The sequence below is a fragment of the Bacillus sp. AR4-2 genome (assembly GCF_008274865.1).
Classification (GTDB): Bacteria; Bacillota; Bacilli; order Bacillales; family Bacillaceae_G; genus Bacillus_A; species Bacillus_A cereus.
Genome location: NZ_CP031062.1, coordinates 1,419,970 through 1,445,716 on the forward strand (window position 1 = coordinate 1,419,970; position 25,747 = coordinate 1,445,716).

Below are 25,747 nucleotides of genomic sequence, written 5' to 3' on the forward strand. Positions count from 1 at the left end.
ATGAAATTGGACAAAATTATATGATATATTGTCCGAACTTCTAGAATACCATTATATTATATCAGATATTATAGGCAACGTTAGAGAAGGTATTAGTTGACTATAAACGCGGAATTATTCCCAAAAATTTTGAGGGAGGGAATCACTTGGAAAAGGTAGATATTTTTAAAGATATTGCAGAACGAACAGGCGGTGATATTTATTTTGGAGTTGTAGGAGCTGTTCGAACAGGGAAATCAACATTCATTAAAAAATTTATGGAACTTGTAGTTATTCCAAATATTGAGAATGAGTCTGACCGTCAAAGAGCGCAGGATGAATTGCCTCAAAGTGCTGCTGGTCGTACAATTATGACGACGGAACCGAAGTTTGTTCCAAACCAAGCGGTTTCTATCGAAGTAGATGAAGGACTTGAAGTGAATATTCGATTAGTAGATTGTGTTGGATATACGGTTCCTGGAGCGAAGGGCTATGAAGATGAGAATGGCCCGCGTATGATTAATACCCCTTGGTATGAAGAACCTATTCCATTCCATGAAGCTGCAGAAATCGGCACGCGTAAAGTAATTCAAGAACATTCAACAATTGGTGTTGTAATTACAACAGATGGAACAATTGGTGAAATTCCAAGAAGAGATTATATAGAGGCAGAAGAACGCGTTGTAAATGAGTTGAAAGAAGTAGGAAAACCTTTCATTATGATAATTAATACGGTACAGCCGTATCATCCAGATACAGAGCAATTACGCCAAAGTTTATCAGAAGAATATGATATCCCGGTTATTGCAATGAGTGTGGAGAGTTTAAGAGAAACAGATGTATATAATGTACTTCGTGAAGCGCTATTTGAATTCCCTGTATTAGAAGTGAATGTGAACCTTCCGAGTTGGGTAATGGTGCTAAATGAAGGGCATTGGTTGCGTCAAAGTTATCAAGAAGCAGTTCAAGAGACTGTGAAGGATATAAAACGTCTTCGTGATGTGGATCGCGTTGTTTGGCAGTTTAGTCAATATGAATTTATTGATCGAGCGAGCCTAGCTGGCATTGATATGGGGCAAGGTGTGGCGGAGATTGATTTATATGCGCCAGATGAATTATATGATCAGATTTTAAAAGAAGTAGTAGGAGTAGAAATTCGAGGGAAAGATCATTTATTAAAGCTTATGCTCGATTTATCTCATGCGAAAATAGAGTACGATCAAGTGGCGGATGCACTGCGTATGGTTAAGCAAACAGGATATGGTGTAGCAGCACCTGCATTAGCGGATATGAGCTTAGATGAGCCAGAAATTATTCGTCACGGTTCAAGGTTTGGTGTGAAGTTAAAAGCGGTAGCGCCATCTATTCATATGATTAAAGTAGATGTAGAGTCAACGTTTGAGCCGATTATTGGTACTGAAAAGCAAAGTGAAGAATTAGTTCGTTATTTAATGCAAGATTTTGAAGATGACCCGTTATCAATTTGGAATTCTGATATATTTGGACGTTCACTTAGCTCGATTGTTCGAGAAGGAATTCAGGCGAAATTATCTTTAATGCCAGAAAATGCTAGATATAAATTAAAAGAAACGCTAGAAAGAATTATTAATGAAGGATCTGGCGGATTAATTGCGATTATACTATAAGAAAAAATCCCTCTCATTGTAGAGGGATTTTTTGTTTTTTTTTATTATAAAATAGAAAAATAAACAGTCATTATCTAATACATTGTTGTAAATTGTCAAGTTTCATCAGATTTTCACATTTTAAGAGTAACAATTTCCTTAAAAATATTGAATTATAAAGGAGAATCGTATAATATAGGCGTTGATAATGATTTATCTACATCTTTGTAGTATAGAATTTGCAAAAATTGCCTACAAATGAAAGTAAGACTCATTTTATGATCATTATACAGTCTTATCTTTGGGAGGAGGTGAATGGCATGAACAAGACAGATTTAATCAATGCTGTTGCAGAAGCAAGTTCCCTTTCTAAAAAGGACGCAACAAAAGCAGTAGACGCTGTTTTTGATTCTATCTTAGAAGCTTTAAAACAAGGTGATAAAGTACAACTGATCGGATTCGGTAACTTCGAAGTTCGTGAGCGTGCGGCTCGTAAAGGTCGTAACCCACAAACAGGTGAGGAGATTGAAATCGCTGCAAGTAAAGTACCTGCATTCAAACCTGGTAAAGCGTTAAAAGATGCGGTTAAATAATCCTTACATATTAACAGGGAAGAAGAGTTTCCTTTTTGGGAACTCTTCTTTTTGCTTTTAAAAACATAAATATGCTAGAATGTGTTCGTATCACTTTTAGGTTTTCGGGAGGGCTAGCGGATGGCAAAAGTTAATTTAGAACAAATTGAACATGCAGTACGCCTTATTTTAGAGGCGATTGGGGATGACCCAAATCGTGAGGGAGTACTTGATACACCAAAGCGTGTTGCAAAAATGTACGCAGAAGTGTTCTCAGGTATGCATGAAGATCCGAAAGAGCATTTGCATAAAGTATTCGGAGAAGATCACGAAGAGCTTGTACTAGTAAAAGATATACCATTTTATTCGATGTGTGAGCATCATTTAGTACCATTCTATGGAGTTGCTCACGTTGCATATATTCCGCAAGGTGGAAAGGTAACAGGGTTAAGTAAATTAGCTCGTACCGTAGATACAATTGCACGTCGCCCACAACTGCAAGAACGTATTACATCAACAGTAGCGAACTCTATTATGGAAGTACTAGAGCCTCATGGTGTAATGGTAGTAGTAGAAGCAGAACATATGTGTATGACGATGCGTGGTGTGAAAAAACCAGGTGCGAAAACAGTAACGACAGCAGTGCGTGGTGTGCTTGAAAATGATGCTGCAGCGCGCAGTGAAATTTTATCGTTTATTAAAACGAAGTAAAGAAAAGCGGGAAACTGCTTTTCTTTTTTTTTTTTTTAGTAAATAAATGATATAGTTTTAACTAGACAGAGTGAGATTAGAAAGATTGCTTACATGAATGGTAGGTGTAGCCAAGTTTTGGTTATAGAAAATAGAGTGTATGTGTTATAATAAGTTTTATGAATTAGAAAACAAGGGTGATTTTTTGTGTGTGACATCTACGGAGGGTATGCGGGTATAAAAGAAAAATTGATGGAGAAATTACGCCATCCTTATTTTATAAACTATATTGAAGAACCATTTATTGATGAAGAAAAGATAGCATTGTTATATGGTGCTTTAAAGAGTGCAAACTTACATATAGAACAAATTGAGCATTACGTAGTAACAATTATGCTTGTACAAATTGCGCTTGATACGCATGAAAGGGTATCGAATAAAGCAGGCGAGGAAGAGATTGGATTCCATAAATGTCGTCAATTAACAGTACTTGCAGGCGATTACTATAGTGGACTATATTATTATTTATTGTCTATGAATCGTGATATTGTTTTAATTCGTGCACTTGCTGAAGGAATTAAAGAGATAAATGAACACAAAATTATGTTATACCAAAAAGCGCATGAAACGACGGATGACATAATGAAAAGCATAGTAACGATTGAGTCTGCGCTCCTTCAAAAAACATGTGATCATTTTCAGTTATCACATTGGAAACCATTTATCACATACGTATTAGGTGGAAATCGCCTTCAAAAAGAAATTCAATTGTATGCTGATAAGCAACATTCACCTGTTTTTCAAGCTATGCAAGATGCTTTAGGGGATAAAGCAGAAGTAGTGATTAATGGTTGGATGAAGGAATTGAGAAAGAAAGAAAAACAATTTTTAGAAAATCACACAGACATAAATGAAATAAATTCTGTGTTAAGGAATAAATAGAAGACATAAGCAATTTTACATTGGAAGAAGGTACGAGCATGCAACAATCAAAAGAAGAAAGAGTACATGACGTATTTGAAAAGATTTCTGATAAATACGATGTGATGAATTCTGTAATTAGTTTTCAAAGACATAAAGCGTGGCGGAAAGAAACGATGCGAATTATGGATGTACAACCAGGCAGTCAAGCGCTTGATGTATGCTGTGGAACCGCAGATTGGACAATTGCGCTAGCTGGAGCCGTAGGTGAGCAAGGAAAGGTTGTTGGCTTAGACTTCAGTGAAAATATGTTATCTGTCGGTAAGCAAAAGGTAGAGGCGTTACAATTAAAACAAGTAGAACTTCTACATGGGAATGCAATGGAACTTCCGTTTGAAGATAATACGTTTGATTATGTGACGATTGGGTTTGGTTTACGTAACGTACCGGATTATATGCACGTATTAAAAGAAATGACGCGTGTAGTAAAACCAGGTGGAAAAGTAATCTGTTTAGAAACATCTCAACCAACAATGATTGGTTTTCGACAAGGGTATATTTTATACTTTAAATATATCATGCCATTATTTGGAAAGATGTTTGCGAAAAGTTATAAAGAATATTCATGGCTTCAAGAATCTGCTAGTACGTTCCCAGGGATGAAAGAATTGGCTCAAATGTTTGAGCAAGCTGGACTTGAACGTGTGCAAGTGAAACCATTTACTTTTGGGGTAGCAGCAATGCATTTAGGTATTAAACCAGAATCAAAATAGAAAAAAGAAGTTTTAGGTTAAGGTGAACAATATGAAGTTACAACTTATGTACTCTTTTTTACGATCGGATATTAATGTGATAGAAAAAGAATTAAAAAAGACAGTCGCTTCTGAACAGCCATTAGTAGAAGAGGCAGCATTACAGCTGATTGAAGCTGGTGGGAAACGAATTCGTCCTGTATTTGTGTTGCTTGCAGGGAAATTTGGAGATTATAAGTTAGATGCGATTAAGCATGTTGCTGTTGCGTTAGAACTTATTCATATGGCTTCTCTTGTTCACGATGATGTTATTGATGCTGCATTTTTACGACGCGGCAGTGCGACTGTGAATGCGAAATGGGGAGATCGTATTGCGATGTATACAGGGGACTATCTGTTCGCTAAGTCTCTTGAATGTATAACCAATATCGAAATTCCAGAGGCACATCAAGCGTTATCACATACTATTTTAGAAGTCTGTAAAGGTGAAATTGAACAAATTAAAGATAAATACAATTATGACCAAAATTTAAGAACGTATTTAAGAAGAATAAAGCGAAAAACAGCATTATTAATTGCCGCGAGTTGTCAATTGGGAGCGATTGCTGCTGGTGCTAATCGTGATACGGTAAATCGTCTATTTTGGTATGGGTATTTTGTAGGAATGTCTTATCAAATTATTGATGACATTTTAGACTTCGTTTCTACAGAAGAGAAACTTGGAAAACCTGCTGGTGGAGATTTACTACAAGGGAATATTACACTTCCTGCTTTATATGCGATGGAAGATCCCGTACTTCGTCAGAAAATCACATCTGTACATGAAAATTCAACAGCAAGTGAAATGCAAGAAATTATTGATGCTGTAAAAAATAGTACAGCAATTGATCAAGCATTTGCGTTTAGTGAACGTTATTTACATAAAGCTTTAGAAATAATAAAACCACTCCCACGTGGAAAAGCAAAGTACGCATTACAAAATGTTGCAAAGTATATTGGAAAACGAAAATTTTAAGGTTTATTCTAAAAAATAAAATAATCTCTCTATTTCAAAACTATTGCACAATTGTGATAAGGGTGATAATATGTGTGTGGGGATATACAATTACATACATAATTCAGAAGTGGAGAGATTTTTTATGGAAAAAACATTTCTAATGGTAAAACCAGACGGTGTACAACGTGCCTTCATTGGGGAAATTGTAGCTCGTTTTGAGAAAAAAGGCTTTCAATTAGTTGGTGCAAAATTAATGCAAGTCACTCCAGAAATTGCTGGACAACACTACGCTGAGCATAAGGAAAAACCTTTCTTTGGTGAGTTAGTAGACTTTATTACATCTGGACCTGTATTCGCAATGGTATGGCAAGGTGAAGGTGTAGTAGATACAGCTCGTAACATGATGGGGAAAACAAGACCACATGAAGCAGCTCCTGGAACAATTCGTGGAGATTTCGGTGTAACTGTTGCGAAAAACATTATCCATGGTTCTGATTCTTTAGAAAGCGCAGAGCGCGAGATTGCTATTTTCTTTAAAGAAGAAGAATTAGTTGACTACTCAAAATTAATGAATGAATGGATTTACTAATTATTTTGAAATAATTTGTAAACGCTTTAATCACTGTGATAATAGTAAAAAGTGCAAGGAGAATAGGGGTATTCTTCTTGCACTTTTTTTATTTTCAGTTAGTTACGAAGTTTGAACTGTTATGATATATTGATATTTAAATTAGGACTATCGGAAATATAGAATAAGAAAATGGTCGATTTATGATATAATTTCTTTAATATTTTTAGAATGATAAAAGTTAATATAGTGAGATAAATACATATACGAAAAGAGGAATAACGTATGCGATATATTACAGCTGGTGAATCTCATGGTCCACAACTTACAACGATTATAGAAGGTGTTCCGGCAGGATTGTCTTTAGTAGCAGATGATATAAACGAAGAGTTAGCTAGAAGGCAAAAGGGATATGGGCGCGGTAGACGCATGCAAATTGAAACGGATCAAGTGCAAATTTTAAGTGGTGTTAGACATGGAGAAACATTAGGTTCCCCTATTGCACTTGTTGTTGAAAATCGTGATTTTGCACACTGGACAAAAATTATGGGGGCGGAGCCTTTAACTGAGCAAGAAGAAAAAGAGATGAAAAGGAAAGTGACAAAACCAAGGCCTGGGCATGCTGATTTAAATGGTGCGATTAAATATGGTCATAGAGATATGAGGAATGTACTGGAACGTTCGTCAGCGCGCGAAACGACGGTGCGTGTTGCTGCTGGTGCGGTTGCTAAAAAGGTGTTAGCAGAACTTGGTATTAAAGTAGCGGGCCATGTAATTGAAATTGGCGGTGTACAAGCTAAGGAGATTACGTATAGTTCAATTGAAGAATTAAAGAGTATTACCGAAGCATCTCCTGTACGTTGCTTAGATGACGAAGCTGGTAACCAAATGATGAAAGCGATTGATGATGCGAAAGCAAATGGTGATTCAATTGGTGGAATCGTTGAAGTAATTGTGGAAGGGATGCCAATTGGAGTAGGTAGCTACGTGCATTATGATCGAAAACTGGATGCGAAATTAGCAGCTGCAATTATGAGTATTAATGCTTTTAAAGGTGTCGAGATTGGAATTGGTTTTGAAGCAGCGCATAGACCAGGAAGTGAAGTTCATGATGAAATTCTGTGGAATGAGGAGCATGGATATACACGAAGAACAAATAATGCAGGGGGATTAGAAGGCGGTATGACGACTGGAATGCCAATTGTTGTGCGCGGTGTGATGAAACCGATACCTACACTTTATAAACCTCTTCAAAGTGTAGATATTGATACGAAAGAGTCTTTTACAGCGAGCATTGAACGTTCAGATAGTTGTGCAGTGCCAGCAGCTAGTGTCGTTGCAGAAGCGGTTGTGGCTTGGGAATTAGCGACAGCTTTAATAGAACAATTCGGATTAGATCGTATGGAACTAATTCGTGAAAATATTGAGAAACATAATGAATATGCGAGGGGATTTTAATGGGAAACATACATATTCAAACGAAATCAAAAGAATATGATGTACATGTTGGTAAAGAAGTGTTGTCAAACTTAACAACGATCGTTCAAAATATGCAGCCAGCGGTATCTAACGTAATGATTATTTCAGATGAAGCTGTTGCATCACTACATTTACAGACAGTTATCGATGCATTACAAGTAGAGCAGCACGTGTTTTCGTTTGTTGTACCAAGTGGCGAAAAAGAGAAGTCTTTCGAAAATTTCTATGCGGCTCATACGTCAGCTCTTGAAAATAAATTAGATAGAAATTCTTTAATTCTTGCACTTGGAGGCGGAATGATTGGAGATTTAGCTGGTTTTGTTGCTGCATCGTTTATGCGTGGTATTCGCTTTGTGCAGGTTCCGACAACTTTATTAGCGCACGATAGCGCAGTGGGTGGGAAAGTAGCGATTAACCATCCGTTAGGTAAAAATATGATTGGTGCATTCCATCAGCCAGAAGCAGTTGTATATCATACACCTTTTTTACAGTCTCTTCCTGAAAAAGAGTGGCGTTCAGGTTATGCAGAGGTGATAAAGCATGCTCTTATCGGTGATGTGGAGCTATACCATTGGTTAAAAGAAGAAGTACAAACATTAGCGGATCTTCATGATGGGAAGTTAATCCATATATTAACGAAGGCGATTCCTGTAAAGGCAAATGTTGTGTCACAAGATGAAACAGAGAAGGGTGTACGTGCTCATTTGAATTTTGGACATACGTTAGGACATGCTCTTGAAAAAGAGCTAGGGTATGGAAATATTACTCACGGTGACGGTGTAGCGGTTGGAATGTTATTCGCCATATTTTTAAGTGAGCAAGTGTACAAGGTTGATCTTGCTTATGAAGATATGAAGCAGTGGTTCTTGAAATACGGCTATCCAAAAATGCCAAGCGATTTGAATGTAGAGCGCCTCGTTCAATTGATGAAACAAGATAAGAAAGCAAATGCAGGAGCAATTCATATGGTGCTTATGCAGGAATATGGGGTAGTGAATGTCGTATCTATTTCAGATGAGACTGTTCATATTGCGTTAGAGGCATTTCAAAAAGATATGGTTTAAAATGATAGCGAAGTGCTGTGAAGTGCTCATTTAGAGGTATTCTCGTAATAGTGATGGTTATGACAAAAGATTACAGTAAGGGGCTATAACCGTATTGTAATCAAATTGAATGAAATGACTGGGGGAAGAAAAATGAGAGTGAAAGAGCAATTGTTAACTTTGAGAGCGTATGTGCCTGGGAAAAACATTGAAGAAGTAAAAAGAGAATATGGTTTATCAAAAATTGTGAAATTAGCATCCAATGAAAATCCATTCGGTTGCTCAGCACGTGTGACAGAAGCATTAACTTCTTTAGCGAGCCAATATGCCCTTTATCCAGATGGATATGCCTTTGAACTTCGGACAAAAGTAGCGGAACATTTAGGTGTAAAAGCAGAACAACTACTATTTGGTAGTGGATTAGATGAAGTCATTCAAATGATTAGCCGAGCGTTACTACATGAAGGAACAAACGTTGTAATGGCGAATCCTACGTTTTCACAATATCATCACCATGCTGTTATTGAAGGAGCAGAAGTTCGTGAAGTATCACTTAAAGATGGTATTCACGATTTAGATGCAATGCTAGAGCAAGTAGATGAGAAAACGAAAATTGTATGGATTTGTAATCCGAATAATCCAACAGGTACATATGTTGAGAAACAAAAATTACTTTCATTTTTAGAATCAGTTCCTAAGTCGGCTCTCGTTATTATGGACGAAGCATATTATGAATACGCGGAAGCAGAAGACTATCCGCAAACATTACCACTTCTTGAAAAGTATGAAAATCTTATGGTTTTACGCACGTTTTCAAAAGCATATGGTTTAGCTGCTTTTCGTATCGGATATGCGATTGGGGATGCGAAGTTAATCGGACAGCTAGAAGTAGCTAGGTTACCATTCAATACATCAACTGTAGCCCAATCTGTAGCACTTGCTGCATTAGAAGATCAAGCCTTTTTACAAGATTGTGTGCAAAAGAATGCTGAAGGTTTAAATCAGTATTATGCATTTTGTAAAGAATATAACGTATTCTATTATCCATCTCAAACAAATTTCATTTTCTTAAAACTCGGTATACCAGGTAATGAAGCTTTCGAACGATTAATGAAAAAAGGATATATCGTTCGTTCTGGTGCTGCATTTGGTATCGATGATGGTATTCGTATTACTGTCGGTTTGAAGGAAGAAAATGATGAAATTATAGAGTTACTGAAAGAACTTGTAAATGAGCAAGTACAGAAAGAAGAAACATATTCTTAAGAGATTGTGAAGGCTCCTATTATAGGAGCCTTTTTTATCGCATTCAAAATAAAGGTTGAAGACTGCTAATTAAGTTATTCTGTAAACCACGGTTTGTATGGCTTGATAATTAGTGAGAGAAGTTATTTGCACGGTCATAAAAGAAAGCGGTACAATAGAAGATGATGATAAGGTATCGGTGTCATATCCGAACCTTTTGAACAATTAACTACTCTGTAGGAAGAAGTATAAGAAGAAGCATGCTCATTCTAAAGGTTGCGTTCTAACAGTGAGTTGCTTATGATAAATGAACAGAAGAGAATATTTTTTAGAATTAAAGGAGACGTTTATGCAAAAGTTTGAACAAGCTGTTTCATATATTGAAAATGGTGAAGCGGAAAAAGGATTACAATTATTAAAAGAACAATTAAAAATTGCGAATGATGAAGAGAAGTATGATATCGCTCGTTACTATCATACACTTGGATTTACAGATGAGGCATTAGCAATTACTGAAGACTTACGTTTACTGTATCCAGAAGAAAGTGAATTCACTGTATTTTTAGCAGAATTATATATTGATCTAGATAAAGAAGATGAAGCGATTGAAGTGCTTCATGATATTCCAGAAAATGACGATTTATATGTTCAATCGTTATTACTTGTTGCAGATTTATTCCAAATGCAAGGTTTTGATGATGTAGCAGAGCAAAAACTATTAAAGGCGAAAGAAATGATGCCTGATGAACCTGTTATTACGTTTGGGTTAGCAGAATTATATAGTAGTAAAGGTGAAGAACAAAAGGCAATTACTTATTATGAATCGCTATTAGCGGAACATAAAGTAATGGGTGGGGTTGTGATCGCACTTCGCCTCGCAGAAACGTTAAGCGCGATCGGAAACTGGGAAGAAGCGATTTCTTATTATGAAGCAGGCCTAGAGGAACAAAAAGATATTCACTCATTATTTGGATATGCCTTCACATTATACCAAGGTGAAGAATATCAGAGAGCAATCGGTGCTTGGCAAGAACTAAAAGAATTAGACCCTGAGTACGCATCACTGTACATGTATTTAGCGAAAAGCTATGAAAAAGAGGGAATGCTTCAAGAAAGCTATGAAACGCTTCATGAAGGAATTAAAGTAGATGAGCTTTCAGTTCCATTTTATGTAGAGTTAGCGAACATTGCGGCGAAATTAGGAAAAATAGTAGAAGCAGAGGAAGTTCTTCAAAAAGCGCTTGAGTTAGATCCAGGGCATTTAGGTGCAACATTAAAATATGCATATATCTTAAAAGAACAAGAAAAGTACGAAGAGTTAATTGCAATTGTAGAGCGTGCTATTGATAGTGGAGAACCAGATACACAACTACTTTGGGATCTTGCGTATGCAAAAAAACAATTAGAAATGTATTCGGATGCATTAAAACACTATGAAAGTGCATATACTTCTTTTAAGAATCATCCAGACTTCTTAGAAGAGTACGGTTATTTCTTATTGGAAGAAGGAAAACGAAAAGAGGCGAAAGAAGTATTTACCCAGTTATTACAACTAGACCCGACACAAATTCATATTGAAGAGTTGTTATATAATTTAGAGGATTTTTCATAAGTTGGAAGGAAACTGAATGCCGCTTCTTGAATCTAAAAAGAAAAGAGAAAGACAGAGGAGGGACTTAATTGCTATGAATACCCCTGTTTCTGTAAACGAGAAGAAGGATTTTGTAAAATGGTTTTTGAATAATTACCAACTGAAACAGCGTGAATGTGTATGGATTCTGAATTATTTAATGAGTCACGACCAATTGATGCATAAAGTCCACTTCGTAGAGCATGCAAAATATTGTCCGCGTGGCTTAGTGATGTCAGCGAATTGTGTGAAAGACACACCGTTTCACTTTTTTAAACAAAATGTTATGACAACAGATGCTGAAAAATCGTTTCATGATATTCGTTTAAATCGAGATGAGGATATTTATATTCAACTCAACTTTAAATCATCGTTTCAAAATGCGAATTATGTAGCTGTATTAGAAGAAAACCCATATCTACCAAAGCATATTGAAGTAAATGAAAAAGATCGTTTACTTGCAGAAAGGTTTTTGGAAGAAAGTGTATTTTCGTTTAGGAGAGAACGCCTTTTGAAACAAATTGATGAAGCGTTAGATAAGCAAGATAAGGAAGCGTTTCATAGATTAACGGCAGAGTTAAAAACTTTATAGAATTTATTTGGATTAATAAATTTTTACAAATTTCAGACTTTCATCAAGAAAAACTACCTATATTGGGTAGTTTTTCTTTTTTTACCTCTTTTAGTATGGTTTAATATATATAAAGTGAAAGTTCTGTCATTTGTAAGTGAAGGAGGGAAGGAATTTGAAGTGGATTGTAAAAGATGTGGAACAGTTTGAGCAAGCAAGAGAGTATGTTGATACAGGAGTAATACCGCTGTTATCAATTTCGGCAGCAAAAGAAATGAAAATGGTTGTAGAACAAGGTGAATTTATCGAATTGTTGAGCACGGAATTGGAAAGAGAGTATAAGGGAAGAGTGCTTTTACTGCCTGCGTTTACGTATTTGGTAGAAAGTCAAAAGAATGAAAAAGGTCGTTTGCAAGAATGGACAAATCATTTACGAAGTGAAGGTTTTAAGCATATTGCTTATGTTACAAGTGATTTTTCATGGAAAGAGGATATGCAAGAGTTACAGGGAGATTTGTTTTGGTTTCCTTCATTAGCATTAGAACAATTTAGTGATCAAGCAAAAAGAGAAGTTATTCATGCACATATAAAAAATATAATGGTGATGTTGGAAGAGAAATGGGGAAACTCATAATAAACAGAAAGTTCTTATTATTATGAGTAGTATGATATTGACCTGTGCATGAGCGTATTATATCATGATAGTGTCCTAGTTTTTATTTTTTATATAATTTATCACGAGGGGACAATTTCTGATAGAGGGGGGAAATTTTCGTGAGCGAGAAAGAACATCGCGTGTCAAGAAGACAATTTTTAAATTACACACTCACAGGGGTAGGAGGCTTTATGGCTGCCGGTATTTTAATGCCGATGACGCGATTTGCGCTTGATCCGGTGTTAAGAAAAGAAGCGGGAACAGATATGGTTGCTGTTGCGCAAGTAAAGGATATTACAACAGAGCCGAAGCGTTTCGATTTTAAAGTGAAGCAGGTTGATGGTTGGTACAAGTCTGAAGAACCAAAATCAGCTTGGGTTCATAAAGATGAAAGCGGAGACATTGTTGCGTTCTCTCCAGTATGTAAACATTTAGGATGTACAGTTAACTGGAATTCGGACAAAGCACATCCGAATCAATTCTTTTGCCCATGTCACGGGGGTCGTTATACAAAAGATGGGATTAACATTAAAGGTACGCCACCCCTTGCTCCGCTTGATGTGTACGAGTCTAAAGTGAAAGATGGAACGCTGTATCTAGGAAAAGCGAAGCCAAGAGGGGGTGCAAAGTAGATGTTAAATAAAATTTATGATTGGGTGGATGAAAGATTAGATATTACACCAATATGGCGTGATATCGCTGATCATGAAGTACCTGAACATGTAAACCCGGCACATCACTTTTCTGCATTCGTCTATTGCTTTGGAGGACTTACCTTTTTCGTTACTGTAATTCAAATTTTATCTGGAATGTTTTTGACGATGTATTATGTGCCTGATATTAAAAATGCTTGGGAATCAGTTTACTATTTACAGAATGAAGTTGCTTATGGGCAAATTGTTCGTGGTATGCACCACTGGGGTGCTAGTCTCGTAATTGTAATGATGTTTTTACATACACTCAGAGTTTTCTTCCAAGGTGCGTATAAAAAGCCCCGTGAGTTAAACTGGATTGTTGGTGTTCTTATTTTCTTTGTTATGTTAGGTCTTGGTTTTACCGGATATTTATTACCGTGGGATATGAAAGCTTTATTTGCTACAAAAGTAGGGATTCAAATTGCAGAGCAAACACCGCTCATTGGTCCTTATATTAAAACATTACTCGCTGGTCATTCCGAAATTGTTGGCGCTCAAACATTAACTCGCTTCTTTGCTATTCACGTCTTCTTCTTACCAGCAGCACTTCTAGGTTTAATGGCCTTCCACTTCATCATGATTCGCAAACAAGGTATTTCCGGTCCACTATAAGAGATTGCTAAATTAAAGGGGAAAGAACTAAAGGAGGGAGATTATGCATCGCGGCAAAGGGATGAAGTTTGTAGGAGATTCTCGGGTACCAGTAGCTCGGAAACCAAATATTCCAAAAGACTATTCTGAATACCCAGGGAAAACAGAAGCATTTTGGCCGAACTTCTTGTTAAAAGAATGGATGGTTGGTGCAGTTTTTTTAATCGGTTATTTATGTTTAACAGTGGCGCATCCGTCGCCGCTTGAGAGAATGGCGGACCCAACAGATGCTGGATATATACCACTTCCAGATTGGTATTTCTTATTCTTGTATCAGTTATTAAAGTATTCGTATGCTTCCGGTTCATTTACTGTAATTGGAGCATTTATTATGCCAGGGATTGCGTTTGGAGCATTACTGTTAGCTCCATTTCTTGATCGAGGTCCAGAAAGACGTCCATTGAAGCGTCCTGTGGCAACTGGATTTATGCTTTTAGCAATTGCATCGATTATCTTTTTAACTTGGGAATCTGTAGCACACCACGACTGGGAAGCTGCAAAAAAACAAGGAGCAATTGTAAAAACAGCGCCAGTTGATAAAAATGATGATGGCTATAAATTAATGCAAAAAAATACTTGTTTAACATGTCATGGTGACAATTTACAAGGCGGGGCAGCAGCACCGGCACTGCAAAACTTAACTTTAAAGCCAGAAGAAATTGCTAAAATTGCGAAAGAGGGAAAAGGTTCAATGCCTAAAGGTGTATTTAAAGGTACGGATGAGGAACTGAAGAAGCTTTCGGAATTCGTTGCAAAGTATAATAAAAAATAATAAAAAAGCTGACTACAAAATTTGTAGTCAGCTTTTTTATTTAGTTGGATGAAGTTTGTTATAATAGAGTAGGATTTAGTGAATGAATTACTTTGCTTGAAAGGTGTTGGACATACGGATTGGTGTACTTGTATGCAATGTTAAGACAACGCTCGGTATTATTATTTTTATTAATTGTTAACTTATTAGGTACAATTTATGGATTTATATGGTACGGAAATCAATTGAAAGAAACGTCACCTATATTTTGGCCGTTTGTACCAGATAGTCCTATGGCGACTCTCTTTTTTGTCTTTGTTTTAATTGCTTTTTTGGCAAAGAGAAACTGGGGATTAATAGAAGCGTTAGCGATTGTAACTTTAATAAAATATGGTATTTGGGCTGTTGTTGTAAACGCGATTATGATTTACGTAAAAGGGCCTATAGGCCTTATGGGCTACATGTTAATGCTTTCGCACTTCGCGATGGCAATACAAGGATTTTTATATGCTCCATTCTATCGTATAAAAAAATGGCATTTTATAGTAGCAGCTGTGTGGACGTTGCATAACGATGCAATTGATTATTTATTTTGGCAAATGCCGCGATATGGAATTATGCATTTGTTTGTAGAGGAAATTGGTTATTTTACGTTTTGGTTAAGTATTGCTGTACTATGTATTACATATTATTGTTGCTTACGTGAGCAAAGAAAACAATTTTCTTTATGATGGTTAGAACATTTAGGGGGAGAACATGGAGAAAAATAAGAGTGGTACAAAAATATTGGATCGATTGATTACTTTAGTTGTTTCATATAGCATAGCATTTTCTATTTTTGCACTAGCAACAACGGCAGTTGTGTATGGAAAATGGTTGTATTATTTTGAAATTGATTTTTTAAATATTCCTGATTTAGCGGATATGACGAAGGATGAAATTAAAAGAAATTACGATGTGCTTATTACATATTTATCCCCGTTTTATGACGGAGCATTACATTTGCCCACATTAGATATGTCCACAAATGGCCGTATTCATTTTGTAGATGTTAAAAATATTTTAGTAAAGATTCAATATGTGATGTATGCGACAATTATGATTGCAGTGATAGGCGGAATTTATTTATTAAAAAAGAAAAATGAAAAGTTTTTACTGCACGGATCGATTTTAACAATCATTTTTCCGATAGCGCTTATGTTACCAATTGCTATTAATTTTGAAAAGAGTTTTGTATTATTCCATAAACTTTTATTTAGTAATGATTATTGGGTTTTTGATCCTGAAAAGGATCCGATTATATTAATGTTACCAGAAGAGTTCTTTATGCATGCTGCGTGTGCTATTTTATTATTCATTTTAGGTGGGAGTATACTTTGTTACAGCTTATATAGATATCTTGTAAAAAAGAAAAGGATGTCACAGAAAAAATTCTCTGCTTAAAGAGAATTTTTTTCTTTGTAAAACGATAATATATTTTTCGGTCTAGTTCTGTTCTATTCTTGTCCAAATTAACATATTTTGTACTAGTAGTTAAGGGGGGACCGGGATGAAGAGAACATTAATTGGATTGATAGCATTTCTAATTATAATGTTTCCGTTACGTATATATGCTGAAGAGTGGAATGAGCTAACAGGGTTGTTAGACGACTCGTTACAGTTAGTGAAGCGTAATGAAGATGAAAAAGCGGTACAAGTATTACAACATTTCTCGGAGCAGTTTTTAATAAAGGGGAATGAAAAGAAGCAGGAAGTAACACCAGATCAAGTTAGAGTTATTTCTTTAGCTTACGATAAGGCGCAACAATCGCTCTCTGAAGAAGGTTTAGGTAAGCAAGCTAAAATTGATAATGTGCTGGCATTACAACTTGCTGTTGATGCACAAGTATCGAAATATCAACCACTTTGGATGGAAAGAGAAAGGAAAGTAATGGATGCCTTTTCTCAAATGGAAAAAGCGATGGAAAAAGAAGATGCTGGGCAGTTTCAACAAACGTTAAATACGTTTTTAAATGAATTCAATATTATTTATCCAAGCTTAATGATTGCTTTGCCAGAAAACGAGGTCCAGCGTGTAAATGTTCATTTATCTTATTTAGATGAATTTCGTAACGTTATGTTAAAAACGAAAGGCGGCCAAATGCAATTAGGGATTATTAAAGGGGATTTGCAAAAGATATTTCACACAGTAAAAAAAGATGAAATTGCACCCTCTCTCATTTGGTTTATGACAATTACTGGGGGACTTATTTTATTCACATTAACTTATGTTGGATGGAGAAAGTATAAAGGAGAGAGAGAAAAAAGAAAAAGTAATGTACATTCTAAAAATAGATAATGCAATAAATAAAGATATGGATTGTAAGGTTTATTCATTGACAATAGTGGCAGAAGAAAATAGAATGAGAAGTACTATAATTAAAACTTCAATGGAGGTTCATGATGTTTTATTTAATTTACTTCGCGATCATAATGATCATACCGTTGTATGCACAGTCAAGAGTACGTAGTGCCTATAGCAAGTATTCACAAGTTTATTCAACATCAGGTATGACAGGAGCGGAAGTGGCTCGAAAAATTTTAGATGAAAATGGATTATACAACGTAGCTGTAGAAGAAACACCAGGTCATTTATCAGACCATTATGATCCAACCGCTAAGACGGTTCGATTATCAACGGATAACTATTATGGACATTCAGTTGCTGGTACAGCAGTTGCAGCACACGAAGTAGGACACGCAATTCAAGATGCACAAGATTATAACTTTATGCGTATTCGTCATTCGTTAGTTCCTGTGGCTAATTTTGGATCGAATATATCATGGGTATTTATTATGATTGGTATATTTGCGACAATGTCAAAACTATTGTTATTAGGTATCATTTTAATGGCAGCAGGTGTTGTGTTCCAGCTCGTTACATTGCCAGTTGAGTTTGATGCGTCAAAGCGCGCAATGCAACAAATTGAAGCGTTAGGTATTGTATCAACAGATGAATATGGGCAAGCTCGTAAAGTATTAAATGCGGCAGCATTAACATATGTAGCAGCTGCAGCTGTAGCTGTATTTGAATTATTACGTCTCGTATTAATGTATACTGGTATGCAGCGTAGCGACGACTAAAGACTATCAATTTTGATAGTCTTTTTTTGTTGTGTGGATTGAATTATATAATGTATTGCAAATAGAAATAATAGAAGTAATGCGGAAAGGTGGTGGGGGAAATGAAATATCCAGACCATTTAGTAAAACAAGTGCAAAAGCGTAGTGCTCCTTATCAACTAGAAGGTTTTTTAAGTGGACAAGGTCCTGAAAATCCCAAATTTATGTTGTTAGGAGAAGCACCTGGTGAAACAGAAATTCATAATGGGATTCCGTTTAGCGGGAGGGCGGGAAAACAATTAATGGTTTTTTTAGAGCGTATTCACGTTACAAGGGAAGAAGTATATATTACGAGCGCTGTTCGGAGTAGACCTTATAAATGGCGAGAGAAAAAAGAACGAAATGGTGAAATCATACAAAAAAAGTATAATAGAACGCCAAATCAGGGAGAAATAGTTGCCCATGCGCCTTTGTTAGATTATGAATTAGAGAAAATACATCCGAAGCTTATTGTCACGCTTGGAAATATCGGTCTTCAACGTTTAACAGGAAAAAATAAAAAAATCACAGATGTACACGGGCAATTATTAAAACAGCCCATTCAAAAATTAAAGGATATGCAAAGTGCAGAGTTTACATGGTCAGAGAAAGAATATCATGTTTTTCCGACTTTTCATCCAGCTTCCATTTTTTATAATCGGAGTTTATTGGAGCTTATTCATGAGGATTTTGAGAAGCTTAAAAGACTTGTAATAAAAAACTAGAAAAGCTAAGGCGCTTTTCTAGTTACATTTAATTATGTAAAGGGTTTTTATTTTCATCTAACGTAAATCCTTCACCAACTACATCATGTACATCACTTACAGCGACAAAAGCATGAGGATCTACAGAAGTAATGATATTCTTTAATTTCACGATTTCATTTTTAGCAACAACGCAATACAATACATTACGTTCCACTTTTGTATACGATCCAACAGCTTTTAAAAAGGTTGCTCCGCGCTCCATTTCAGATAAAATTTTGGCAGCAATTTCATCGTTTTTCTCTGAGATAATAGTCGCTCCTTTGGCAGCATAAGCTCCTTCTTGCATAAAATCAATGACTTTAGCACCGATAAAAACAGCAACTAGCGTATACATGCCCTCGCGGTATGATAAATATGTAAGAATAGAGACGACGATAACGACAGCATCAAACATAAACATTGTTTTCCCCATACTCCAGCCAACATATTTGTGCGCTAGTCGTGCGATAATATCTACACCGCCAGTAGTCCCGCCATATTTAAATATTATTCCAAGGCCGATACCGATAAATGCCCCGGCGAATAAAGCTGCGAGTGTCATATCATTTTGCAAGTTTAAATGTAAGTTGAGTACTTCGTAACGCTGGAAAATCCATAGAAATAAAGATACGCTAAAGGTTCCAATTAATGTATATAAAAATGTCGTTCTGCCAAGTAACCTCCAGCCAATAAAAAATATAGGGATATTTAAAATTAAGTTTGAGTAGGAAGGATCAAACTTAAATAAAAAATACAATAATAGTGTAATACCAGTAAACCCACCCTCTGCAAGGTGGTTTTCAATATTGATATTGACAATACCGAAAGAAAATATAGCGGAACCAATTAAAATAAAAATAATATTTCGCATCTTCAATTTTGATGTCATATAGAAATCCCCCTAATTATGTAATGATTGCATTGCTCCGCTGAAACGGTAAAACATAATAATAAGTAATTTCTAGTTGCTAGTGAAAATAGTAAGAACCTGATTGATGTGGACTGATTTTTTGTGAAAAGTGCAAAAGAAAGTTTCACTTTATCCCGCTCTAAAGGCTGATAGGAGATGAAGCAAAGAAGAGGGGCAAACCAGCCGTAGGAACCCAATTGGTGTGGGCTGATCTTTTGCAAAAATCGCAAAAGAAGTTTCACTTTACCCCGTACCAACGGCTGTTAGGAGATAAAGCTCTGAAGAAAGGCGAACCAGCCGTAGGAACCCGATTAGTTCAACTAATCTTTTGCAAAAAAATCGCAAAAGAAGTTTCACTTTATTATAGTCTATCCAAAAATGGGTCGCAAATAGGTGTTTGGCGGGGAATAATATTTGTCAAATCGCGATGAATTGGCTAACATGAAAGAGGAAGGATTAGAGGTGAATAGTATGGAAGCAAAAACGATGAAAGATATGCAGAAAGAAGTAGATGCATATATTGGTCAGTTTAAAGAAGGTTATTTCAGTCCGCTTGCAATGATGGCTCGTTTAACGGAAGAAATGGGAGAGCTTGCAAGAGAGGTAAATCATTATTATGGCGAGAAACCGAAGAAAACAACTGAAAAAGAAAGAAGTATTGAAGAAGAGCTTGGAGATGTATTATTTGTTATGATTTGTATGGCAAATAGTTTAAATATTGATTTAGAGACAGCACATAACATTGTAATGAATAAATTTAATACACGTGATAAAGATCGCTGGACACGTATTGATGAGGGAGAGAAAGAATAATGAAAGAAATTAAAGTAATTATCGCCGGACCAAGAGGACGTATGGGACATGAAGCAGTCCTTCTTATGGAAAGAACGGAACATTTTAATTTAGTAGCAGCAGTGGATTATAAGCATGGTGGTGAGAAGATTTCTGATTTACCTGGCATGCCAGCATTACATGCGCCGATTTACGCTGATTTACATACTTGTTTAGATGAAGTAGAAGCAGATGTGTTGTTAGATTTAACAACACCAGAAGTGGGGAAACAACACGTTACACTTGCAGTTGAGCGTGGACTTCGTTCGGTTATTGGTACAACTGGATTTACAGAAGAAGAATTGGCACGTTTAACAGAGAATGCAAAAGAAAAAGCAGTAGGAACAATTATTGCTCCAAACTTTGCAATTGGTGCAGTTCTTATGATGAAATTCTCACAAATGGCAGCGAAATATTTCCAAGATGTTGAGGTAATTGAATTACATCATGATCAAAAATTAGACGCACCATCTGGTACAGCTGTAAAAACGGTAGAGTTAATTCGTCAAAATCGTGAATCAAAGCAGCAAGGTCATCCAAATGAAGTAGAGCAACTAGCAGGTGCACGAGGTGCAAATGTAGACGGTATTCACATTCATAGTGTACGTTTGCCAGGGCTTATTGCACACCAAGAAGTAATGTTTGGTGGAGATGGACAAATGTTAACAGTTCGTCATGATTCATTCAATCGTGCATCATTTATGTCAGGTGTAAAACTATCAATTGAGACAGTAATGAACCTTGATCATCTTGTGTACGGTTTAGAAAATATTATCGACTAAAGGGGAGACAACGGATGAAAATTGCCTTAATCGCACATGACAAAAAGAAAAATGATATGGTTTCGTTTGCATACGCATATAAACCAATTTTTGAACAACATGAATTATTTGCAACAGGAACGACAGGGCTTCGCATTATGGAAGCGACTGGATTAGTTGTAACAAGATATCAATCTGGCCCTCTTGGTGGAGATCAAGAAATTGGTGCAATGATTGCAAAGAACGATTTAGATATGGTGATTTTCTTCCGCGATCCATTAACAGCACAGCCGCATGAACCGGATGTGAATGCATTACTTCGTTTATGTGATGTATATGCGATTCCACTTGCAACGAATATGGCAAGTGCTGAAATGTTAATGCACGCATTAGAGCGAGGAGATTTAGATTATCGTAAGTTAAGAAAATGAGGGGAACAATTATGAGTGGATTACATATATTAGCGTTTGGTGCTCATGCCGATGATGTTGAAATCGGCATGGCTGGTACCATCGCTAAATATACAAAGCAAGGGTATGAAGTAGGTATTTGTGATTTAACAGAAGCTGATCTTTCTTCAAATGGAACGATAGAGTTGAGAAAAGAAGAAGCGAAGGTCGCAGCTCGTATAATGGGAGTAAAAACGAGGCTGAATTTAGCGATGCCAGACCGTGGTTTGTATATGAAAGAAGAGTATATACGTGAAATTGTCAAGGTGATCCGTACATATAAACCAAAACTAGTTTTTGCGCCGTACTATGAAGATCGCCATCCAGATCATGCAAATTGTGCAAAGCTTGTGGAAGAGGCTATTTTTTCAGCAGGAATCCGTAAATATATGCCGGAACTTTCACCACATCGTGTGGAGTCTTTTTATAATTATATGATTAATGGTTTTCATAAACCGAATTTTTGTATAGATATAAGTGAGTACCTCTCTATAAAGGTGGAAGCATTAGAAGCGTATGAAAGTCAGTTTTCAACAGGGAGTGATGGTGTTAAGACACCGTTAACAGAAGGTTACGTTGAAACTGTGATTGCTCGTGAGAAGATGTTTGGAAAAGAAGTTGGAGTCTTGTATGCCGAGGGATTTATGAGTAAGAAACCGGTTTTATTACATGCTGATTTATTAGGGGGATGTAAATGAAATTAAAAATAGGTATTACATGTTATCCTTCTGTAGGTGGTTCTGGAGTTGTTGGAACAGAATTAGGAAAGCAATTGGCGGAACGTGGGCATGAAATTCACTTTATTACATCGGGTTTACCATTCCGGTTAAATAAAGTATATCCAAACATTTATTTTCATGAAGTGACGGTAAATCAATACTCTGTATTTCAATATCCACCATACGATTTAGCGTTAGCAAGTAAAATGGCCGAGGTTGCACAAAGAGAAAACTTAGACATTTTACATGTGCATTACGCAATACCACATGCAATTTGTGCATATTTAGCAAAACAAATGATCGGAGAGCGTATTAAAATTGTTACAACCTTACATGGAACAGATATTACTGTGTTAGGTTCCGACCCTTCGTTAAATAATTTAATTCGTTTTGGTATTGAGCAATCGGATGTTGTTACTGCTGTCTCGCATTCATTAATTAACGAAACACATGAGCTTGTAAAACCAAGTAAAGAAATTCAAACAGTATATAACTTTATAGACGAACGTGTATATTTCAAGCGTAATATGTCTCAATTAAAGAAAGAATATGGTATAAGTGAGAGTGAAAAAGTACTTATTCATATTTCGAATTTCCGTAAAGTGAAACGTGTGCAGGATGTTGTTCACGCATTTGCTAAAATTGTTAAAGAAGTAGATGCGAAGTTGCTTCTTGTTGGAGACGGACCAGAATTCTGTACGATTTTACAGATAGTGAAGAATTTACATATTGAAGATCGCGTTTTATTCCTAGGGAAGCAAGATAATGTTGCAGAACTACTTGCGATGAGTGATTTAATGTTGCTTCTATCAGAGAAGGAAAGTTTTGGTCTTGTTTTATTAGAAGCAATGGCGTGTGGTGTACCTTGTATCGGAACGCGGGTTGGAGGTATTCCAGAGGTTATTCAACACGGGGAAACAGGATATTTATGTGAAGTTGGCGATACAACAGGAGTGGCAAATCAAGCTATTCAGCTATTAAAGGACGAGGAACTTCACCGTAATATGGGAGAACGAGCAAGAGAAAGTGTTTATGAGCAATTTCGCTCAGAAAAAATTGTTTCACAATATGAAACGATTTACTATGACGTACTAAGGGATGACAAAAATGGAAAGATTTAAAAAAGCTAGTTCTATTATTGAGACATTAAAGCAACAAGGACATGAGGCTTATTTTGTTGGTGGGAGCGTACGAGATCTTATTATCGATAGGCCGATTGGAGATATTGATATTGCGACATCTGCTCTACCAGAAGAAGTGATGGCTATATTCCCAAGAAATGTTCCTGTTGGTCTTGAGCATGGAACTGTAATTGTTGTAGAAAATGGTGAGCCCTATGAGGTAACTACTTTTCGAACAGAAAGCGAATATGAAGATTTTCGAAGACCTAGTAGTGTTCAATTTGTTCGTTCATTAGAAGAGGATTTAAAACGTCGTGATTTCACGATGAATGCAATTGCTATGACAGAAGAAGGCAAAATGGTCGATTTATTTGCTGGACAGGAAGCCATTCAACAGAGAGAAATTGTGACAGTTGGAAATGCTGCGGATCGTTTTCAAGAAGATGCCCTGCGAATGATGCGTGGTATTCGGTTTGTAAGCACGTTAGGTTTTTCATTAGAAATGAAAACGAAGCAAGCGATTGAAACGTATGGGCATTTGCTAGAACATATAGCAATTGAGCGTATTACAGTAGAGTTTGAGAAACTGTTAACTGGTACATATTGTGTGAAAGGTCTCAAAGAATTAGTAGAGACGAAGCTATTTTCTCATTTGCCATATTTACAAATGTCAGAAGAGAGACTGTTAAAAGCTACGCAGTATAAATGGGATTCTTTCGAAACGGATATTGAGGCGTGGGCATTTTTCTTATATTGTATCGGAGAAGAACATCCATCTGTCTTTTTACGTCAATGGAAGTTTTCGAATAAAAAAATAAAAGATATTGTTGCAGTTTTATTGACAATCCGTACTAGAAAGGAGAAGGATTGGGATACAGTCCTTCTTTATAAAACGGGAATTCATATCGCTGAAATGGCAGAGAGAGTATATGAAGCGATGATTGAACGCTATGACCCTACATCTGTTGAACGAGTACAATCAATGTTTCATGCATTGCCAATCCAGGAGCGTCAAGAAATGAATGTGACTGGTAATGATTTATTAAACTGGGCAAACAAAAAGCCTGGTCCGTGGGTTGCTGAGATGCTTCAGAAAATCGAAGAAGCAATCGTACAAGGAAACGTAGTTAATGAGAAAGAGCGTATAAGGGAGTGGCTACAAGGATGCAATCTACTATAAGAAAGCAGTTATTGCAAGTTTTTTCTGAAGCGGATGGCGAGTTTGTATCCGGCCAAACAATTAGTGATAAACTTGGTTGTTCAAGAACTGCTGTGTGGAAACATATGGAGGATCTGCGGAGTGAGGGATATGAACTTGAAGCTGTGCGTCGATTAGGTTACCGAATTGCAAGTAAGCCAGACAAAGTGACCGCTAATGAAATTCAGTTAGGGCTACAAACGAAGCGGATTGGTAGAACAGTGTATTTTGAAGAAACTGTTGAATCAACGCAGCACATTGCAGCAAAACTTGCTTATGAAGGTGCAGAAGAAGGAACTGTCGTTGTAGCAGAAGAACAAACAGCGGGAAGAGGTCGTTTAAGCAGAAAATGGCATTCACCGAAAGGAACAGGGATTTGGATGAGTATTATTTTACGCCCATCAATCCCAGTTCATCATGCACCGCAACTTACTTTGTTAGCGGCCGTTAGTGTTGCACAGGCAATTGAAAAATGCACGGGTGTAAACGTAGGAATAAAATGGCCAAATGATATTTTAATTCAAGGTAAAAAGGCTGTAGGTATATTAACAGAAATGCAAGCGGATCCTGATAAAATTAATGCTGTCATTATGGGCATTGGTATTAATGCGAATCAAAAGCAAGAACATTTTGATGAAGAAATTCAGCACATTGCTACTTCATTAGCGATTGAATCAGGTAAGCCGATTGTTCGTGCAGAACTTATGCAACAAATCTATTTACAACTAGAAAAATTATATGAAGAGTATTTACAAAATGGTTTCTCTGTCATTAAAATTCTTTGGGAAAGTTACGCTGTGAGCATCGGGAAAGAAATTACCGCTCGAACGATGAGAGAGACAATTACGGGGTTAGCAAAAGGAATCACAGAGGATGGTGTATTACTTCTGGAGGATCATGAGGGGAAAGTACATCATATTCATTCTGCAGATATTGAAATTAAGTAAAAGAAGTTCCTCTTTTGGAACTTCTTTTTATTTCAATAGTTTTGAGTTGAATTTGTAACATGATAATAAATTTTTTTCATATTTAAAGTTCATTTCAAAA

Annotated in this window: 29 protein-coding genes; 28 read left to right on the plus strand and 1 reads right to left on the minus strand. The window is 36.4% G+C overall.

Annotation, left to right across the window (positions count from 1 at the left end):
• The first annotated feature begins 146 nt into the window (after window positions 1–146).
• The 21 genes from spoIVA (at window position 147) to DN399_RS07545 (ending at window position 18,690) form a co-directional block, all read left to right on the plus strand.
• A complete protein-coding gene (spoIVA, locus tag DN399_RS07445) occupies window positions 147–1,625 on the plus strand; it encodes a stage IV sporulation protein A (RefSeq protein ID WP_000416519.1) in 1,479 nt (492 codons plus the stop codon).
• A 299-nt stretch (window positions 1,626–1,924) separates the two neighbouring features.
• Window positions 1,925–2,197: an HU family DNA-binding protein gene (locus tag DN399_RS07450; protein WP_001043860.1), complete on the plus strand. Its 273-nt coding sequence runs from the start codon at window positions 1,925–1,927 to the stop codon at window positions 2,195–2,197.
• Between the two features lie 120 nt (window positions 2,198–2,317).
• Window positions 2,318–2,887 carry a GTP cyclohydrolase I FolE gene (folE, locus tag DN399_RS07455; protein ID WP_001151482.1) on the plus strand — a complete coding sequence of 190 codons (570 nt, stop codon included), beginning with the start codon at window positions 2,318–2,320 and terminating at the stop codon, window positions 2,885–2,887.
• Between the two features lie 186 nt (window positions 2,888–3,073).
• Window positions 3,074–3,808: a heptaprenyl diphosphate synthase component 1 gene (locus DN399_RS07460; protein WP_000332854.1), complete on the plus strand. Its 735-nt coding sequence runs from the start codon at window positions 3,074–3,076 to the stop codon at window positions 3,806–3,808.
• Window positions 3,809–3,846: 38 nt separating this feature from the next.
• Window positions 3,847–4,560 carry a 2-heptaprenyl-1,4-naphthoquinone methyltransferase gene (gene menG / locus DN399_RS07465; protein ID WP_001187674.1) on the plus strand — a complete coding sequence of 238 codons (714 nt, stop codon included), beginning with the start codon at window positions 3,847–3,849 and terminating at the stop codon, window positions 4,558–4,560.
• Window positions 4,561–4,591: 31 nt separating this feature from the next.
• Complete coding sequence (gene hepT / locus DN399_RS07470; protein WP_000776077.1) at window positions 4,592–5,554, plus strand: heptaprenyl diphosphate synthase component II; 963 nt, start codon at window positions 4,592–4,594, stop codon at window positions 5,552–5,554.
• A 124-nt stretch (window positions 5,555–5,678) separates the two neighbouring features.
• A complete protein-coding gene (gene ndk / locus DN399_RS07475; RefSeq protein ID WP_000415883.1) occupies window positions 5,679–6,125 on the plus strand; it encodes a nucleoside-diphosphate kinase in 447 nt (148 codons plus the stop codon).
• Between the two features lie 264 nt (window positions 6,126–6,389).
• Window positions 6,390–7,562, plus strand: coding sequence for a chorismate synthase (gene aroC / locus DN399_RS07480; protein WP_149149428.1), 1,173 nt, complete (start codon window positions 6,390–6,392; stop codon window positions 7,560–7,562).
• A complete protein-coding gene (gene aroB / locus DN399_RS07485) occupies window positions 7,562–8,647 on the plus strand; it encodes a 3-dehydroquinate synthase (protein WP_074618955.1) in 1,086 nt (361 codons plus the stop codon). Before aroC ends, aroB begins: the two co-directional genes overlap by 1 nt.
• A gap of 132 nt (window positions 8,648–8,779) precedes the next feature.
• Window positions 8,780–9,892 carry a histidinol-phosphate transaminase gene (gene hisC, locus DN399_RS07490; RefSeq protein WP_001264023.1) on the plus strand — a complete coding sequence of 371 codons (1,113 nt, stop codon included), beginning with the start codon at window positions 8,780–8,782 and terminating at the stop codon, window positions 9,890–9,892.
• Window positions 9,893–10,220: 328 nt separating this feature from the next.
• Window positions 10,221–11,483: a tetratricopeptide repeat protein gene (locus DN399_RS07495; RefSeq protein WP_001168671.1), complete on the plus strand. Its 1,263-nt coding sequence runs from the start codon at window positions 10,221–10,223 to the stop codon at window positions 11,481–11,483.
• Between the two features lie 73 nt (window positions 11,484–11,556).
• Window positions 11,557–12,093: a ReoY family proteolytic degradation factor gene (locus DN399_RS07500; RefSeq protein ID WP_001095925.1), complete on the plus strand. Its 537-nt coding sequence runs from the start codon at window positions 11,557–11,559 to the stop codon at window positions 12,091–12,093.
• Between the two features lie 154 nt (window positions 12,094–12,247).
• The gene (locus DN399_RS07505) at window positions 12,248–12,706 is read left to right on the plus strand and encodes a YpiF family protein (RefSeq protein ID WP_000871313.1); all 459 of its coding nucleotides are present in this window, start codon (window positions 12,248–12,250) and stop codon (window positions 12,704–12,706) included.
• Window positions 12,707–12,846: 140 nt separating this feature from the next.
• On the plus strand, window positions 12,847–13,359 hold the full coding sequence (gene qcrA, locus DN399_RS07510; RefSeq protein WP_001290418.1) for a menaquinol-cytochrome c reductase iron-sulfur subunit: 513 nt from the start codon (window positions 12,847–12,849) through the stop codon (window positions 13,357–13,359).
• Window positions 13,360–14,034, plus strand: coding sequence for a menaquinol-cytochrome c reductase cytochrome b subunit (qcrB, locus tag DN399_RS07515; RefSeq protein ID WP_000932700.1), 675 nt, complete (start codon window positions 13,360–13,362; stop codon window positions 14,032–14,034).
• 43 nt (window positions 14,035–14,077) lie between these two features.
• On the plus strand, window positions 14,078–14,845 hold the full coding sequence (qcrC, locus tag DN399_RS07520; RefSeq protein WP_000554603.1) for a menaquinol-cytochrome c reductase cytochrome b/c subunit: 768 nt from the start codon (window positions 14,078–14,080) through the stop codon (window positions 14,843–14,845).
• 119 nt (window positions 14,846–14,964) lie between these two features.
• The gene (gene lhaT, locus DN399_RS07525) at window positions 14,965–15,555 is read left to right on the plus strand and encodes a lipoprotein heptaprenylglyceryl N-acetyltransferase LhaT (RefSeq protein ID WP_025709269.1); all 591 of its coding nucleotides are present in this window, start codon (window positions 14,965–14,967) and stop codon (window positions 15,553–15,555) included.
• 25 nt (window positions 15,556–15,580) lie between these two features.
• Entirely contained in the window at window positions 15,581–16,267 is a 687-nt protein-coding gene (lit, locus tag DN399_RS07530) for a lipoprotein intramolecular transacylase Lit (protein WP_000414378.1), read from the plus strand.
• Window positions 16,268–16,373: 106 nt separating this feature from the next.
• Window positions 16,374–17,162, plus strand: coding sequence for a sporulation protein YpjB (gene ypjB / locus DN399_RS07535; RefSeq protein WP_000831584.1), 789 nt, complete (start codon window positions 16,374–16,376; stop codon window positions 17,160–17,162).
• A gap of 101 nt (window positions 17,163–17,263) precedes the next feature.
• Window positions 17,264–17,947 (plus strand): zinc metallopeptidase, encoded by a 684-nt coding sequence (locus tag DN399_RS07540; protein WP_011109966.1) that lies wholly within the window; start codon window positions 17,264–17,266, stop codon window positions 17,945–17,947.
• 101 nt (window positions 17,948–18,048) lie between these two features.
• Window positions 18,049–18,690, plus strand: coding sequence for a uracil-DNA glycosylase (locus tag DN399_RS07545; RefSeq protein WP_000876878.1), 642 nt, complete (start codon window positions 18,049–18,051; stop codon window positions 18,688–18,690).
• 28 nt (window positions 18,691–18,718) lie between these two features.
• Here DN399_RS07545 and DN399_RS07550 read toward each other — a convergent pair whose 3' ends face one another.
• Window positions 18,719–19,600, minus strand: coding sequence for a YitT family protein (locus DN399_RS07550; RefSeq protein ID WP_000202121.1), 882 nt, complete (start codon window positions 19,598–19,600; stop codon window positions 18,719–18,721).
• A gap of 492 nt (window positions 19,601–20,092) precedes the next feature.
• On the opposite strand from DN399_RS07550, the gene DN399_RS07560 reads away from it, so the two are divergent.
• From DN399_RS07560 to DN399_RS07590, 7 genes are read left to right on the plus strand one after another with little or no spacing between them, the layout of a single operon-like run.
• On the plus strand, window positions 20,093–20,434 hold the full coding sequence (locus tag DN399_RS07560) for a nucleotide pyrophosphohydrolase (RefSeq protein ID WP_002108639.1): 342 nt from the start codon (window positions 20,093–20,095) through the stop codon (window positions 20,432–20,434).
• A complete protein-coding gene (gene dapB / locus DN399_RS07565; protein ID WP_000658810.1) occupies window positions 20,434–21,234 on the plus strand; it encodes a dihydrodipicolinate reductase in 801 nt (266 codons plus the stop codon). The genes DN399_RS07560 and dapB overlap by 1 nt, the downstream gene beginning before the upstream one ends.
• 14 nt (window positions 21,235–21,248) lie before the next feature.
• Window positions 21,249–21,644 (plus strand): methylglyoxal synthase, encoded by a 396-nt coding sequence (gene mgsA, locus DN399_RS07570; RefSeq protein WP_000684765.1) that lies wholly within the window; start codon window positions 21,249–21,251, stop codon window positions 21,642–21,644.
• An 11-nt stretch (window positions 21,645–21,655) separates the two neighbouring features.
• The gene (gene bshB1, locus DN399_RS07575) at window positions 21,656–22,360 is read left to right on the plus strand and encodes a bacillithiol biosynthesis deacetylase BshB1 (RefSeq protein WP_000015673.1); all 705 of its coding nucleotides are present in this window, start codon (window positions 21,656–21,658) and stop codon (window positions 22,358–22,360) included.
• Window positions 22,357–23,502 (plus strand): N-acetyl-alpha-D-glucosaminyl L-malate synthase BshA, encoded by a 1,146-nt coding sequence (gene bshA, locus DN399_RS07580; RefSeq protein ID WP_000768304.1) that lies wholly within the window; start codon window positions 22,357–22,359, stop codon window positions 23,500–23,502. Before bshB1 ends, bshA begins: the two co-directional genes overlap by 4 nt.
• Window positions 23,489–24,682, plus strand: coding sequence for a CCA tRNA nucleotidyltransferase (locus tag DN399_RS07585; protein WP_000439321.1), 1,194 nt, complete (start codon window positions 23,489–23,491; stop codon window positions 24,680–24,682). Before bshA ends, DN399_RS07585 begins: the two co-directional genes overlap by 14 nt.
• Window positions 24,667–25,647: a biotin--[acetyl-CoA-carboxylase] ligase gene (locus tag DN399_RS07590; RefSeq protein ID WP_001192063.1), complete on the plus strand. Its 981-nt coding sequence runs from the start codon at window positions 24,667–24,669 to the stop codon at window positions 25,645–25,647. Before DN399_RS07585 ends, DN399_RS07590 begins: the two co-directional genes overlap by 16 nt.
• Window positions 25,648–25,747 lie beyond the last annotated feature (100 nt).

What these genes read in the sequence shown, in the direction of transcription:
- hepT (WP_000776077.1), top strand. Translation starts at nt 4,592, where the DNA reads ATGAAGTTACAACTTATGTACTCTTTTTTACGATCGGATATTAATGTG.
- mgsA (WP_000684765.1), top strand. Translation starts at nt 21,249, where the DNA reads ATGAAAATTGCCTTAATCGCACATGACAAAAAGAAAAATGATATGGTT.
- DN399_RS07495 (WP_001168671.1), top strand. Translation starts at nt 10,221, where the DNA reads ATGCAAAAGTTTGAACAAGCTGTTTCATATATTGAAAATGGTGAAGCG.
- bshA (WP_000768304.1), top strand. Translation starts at nt 22,357, where the DNA reads ATGAAATTAAAAATAGGTATTACATGTTATCCTTCTGTAGGTGGTTCT.
- qcrC (WP_000554603.1), top strand. Translation starts at nt 14,078, where the DNA reads ATGCATCGCGGCAAAGGGATGAAGTTTGTAGGAGATTCTCGGGTACCA.
- hisC (WP_001264023.1), top strand. Translation starts at nt 8,780, where the DNA reads ATGAGAGTGAAAGAGCAATTGTTAACTTTGAGAGCGTATGTGCCTGGG.
- DN399_RS07590 (WP_001192063.1), top strand. Translation starts at nt 24,667, where the DNA reads ATGCAATCTACTATAAGAAAGCAGTTATTGCAAGTTTTTTCTGAAGCG.
- folE (WP_001151482.1), top strand. Translation starts at nt 2,318, where the DNA reads ATGGCAAAAGTTAATTTAGAACAAATTGAACATGCAGTACGCCTTATT.
- bshB1 (WP_000015673.1), top strand. Translation starts at nt 21,656, where the DNA reads ATGAGTGGATTACATATATTAGCGTTTGGTGCTCATGCCGATGATGTT.
- DN399_RS07545 (WP_000876878.1), top strand. Translation starts at nt 18,049, where the DNA reads ATGAAATATCCAGACCATTTAGTAAAACAAGTGCAAAAGCGTAGTGCT.
- DN399_RS07450 (WP_001043860.1), top strand. Translation starts at nt 1,925, where the DNA reads ATGAACAAGACAGATTTAATCAATGCTGTTGCAGAAGCAAGTTCCCTT.
- DN399_RS07500 (WP_001095925.1), top strand. Translation starts at nt 11,557, where the DNA reads ATGAATACCCCTGTTTCTGTAAACGAGAAGAAGGATTTTGTAAAATGG.
- DN399_RS07550 (WP_000202121.1), bottom strand. Translation starts at nt 19,600, where the DNA reads ATGACATCAAAATTGAAGATGCGAAATATTATTTTTATTTTAATTGGT.
- DN399_RS07585 (WP_000439321.1), top strand. Translation starts at nt 23,489, where the DNA reads ATGGAAAGATTTAAAAAAGCTAGTTCTATTATTGAGACATTAAAGCAA.
- ypjB (WP_000831584.1), top strand. Translation starts at nt 16,374, where the DNA reads ATGAAGAGAACATTAATTGGATTGATAGCATTTCTAATTATAATGTTT.
- menG (WP_001187674.1), top strand. Translation starts at nt 3,847, where the DNA reads ATGCAACAATCAAAAGAAGAAAGAGTACATGACGTATTTGAAAAGATT.
- aroC (WP_149149428.1), top strand. Translation starts at nt 6,390, where the DNA reads ATGCGATATATTACAGCTGGTGAATCTCATGGTCCACAACTTACAACG.
- DN399_RS07540 (WP_011109966.1), top strand. Translation starts at nt 17,264, where the DNA reads ATGATGTTTTATTTAATTTACTTCGCGATCATAATGATCATACCGTTG.
- dapB (WP_000658810.1), top strand. Translation starts at nt 20,434, where the DNA reads ATGAAAGAAATTAAAGTAATTATCGCCGGACCAAGAGGACGTATGGGA.
- qcrB (WP_000932700.1), top strand. Translation starts at nt 13,360, where the DNA reads ATGTTAAATAAAATTTATGATTGGGTGGATGAAAGATTAGATATTACA.
- aroB (WP_074618955.1), top strand. Translation starts at nt 7,562, where the DNA reads ATGGGAAACATACATATTCAAACGAAATCAAAAGAATATGATGTACAT.
- lit (WP_000414378.1), top strand. Translation starts at nt 15,581, where the DNA reads ATGGAGAAAAATAAGAGTGGTACAAAAATATTGGATCGATTGATTACT.
- ndk (WP_000415883.1), top strand. Translation starts at nt 5,679, where the DNA reads ATGGAAAAAACATTTCTAATGGTAAAACCAGACGGTGTACAACGTGCC.
- DN399_RS07560 (WP_002108639.1), top strand. Translation starts at nt 20,093, where the DNA reads ATGGAAGCAAAAACGATGAAAGATATGCAGAAAGAAGTAGATGCATAT.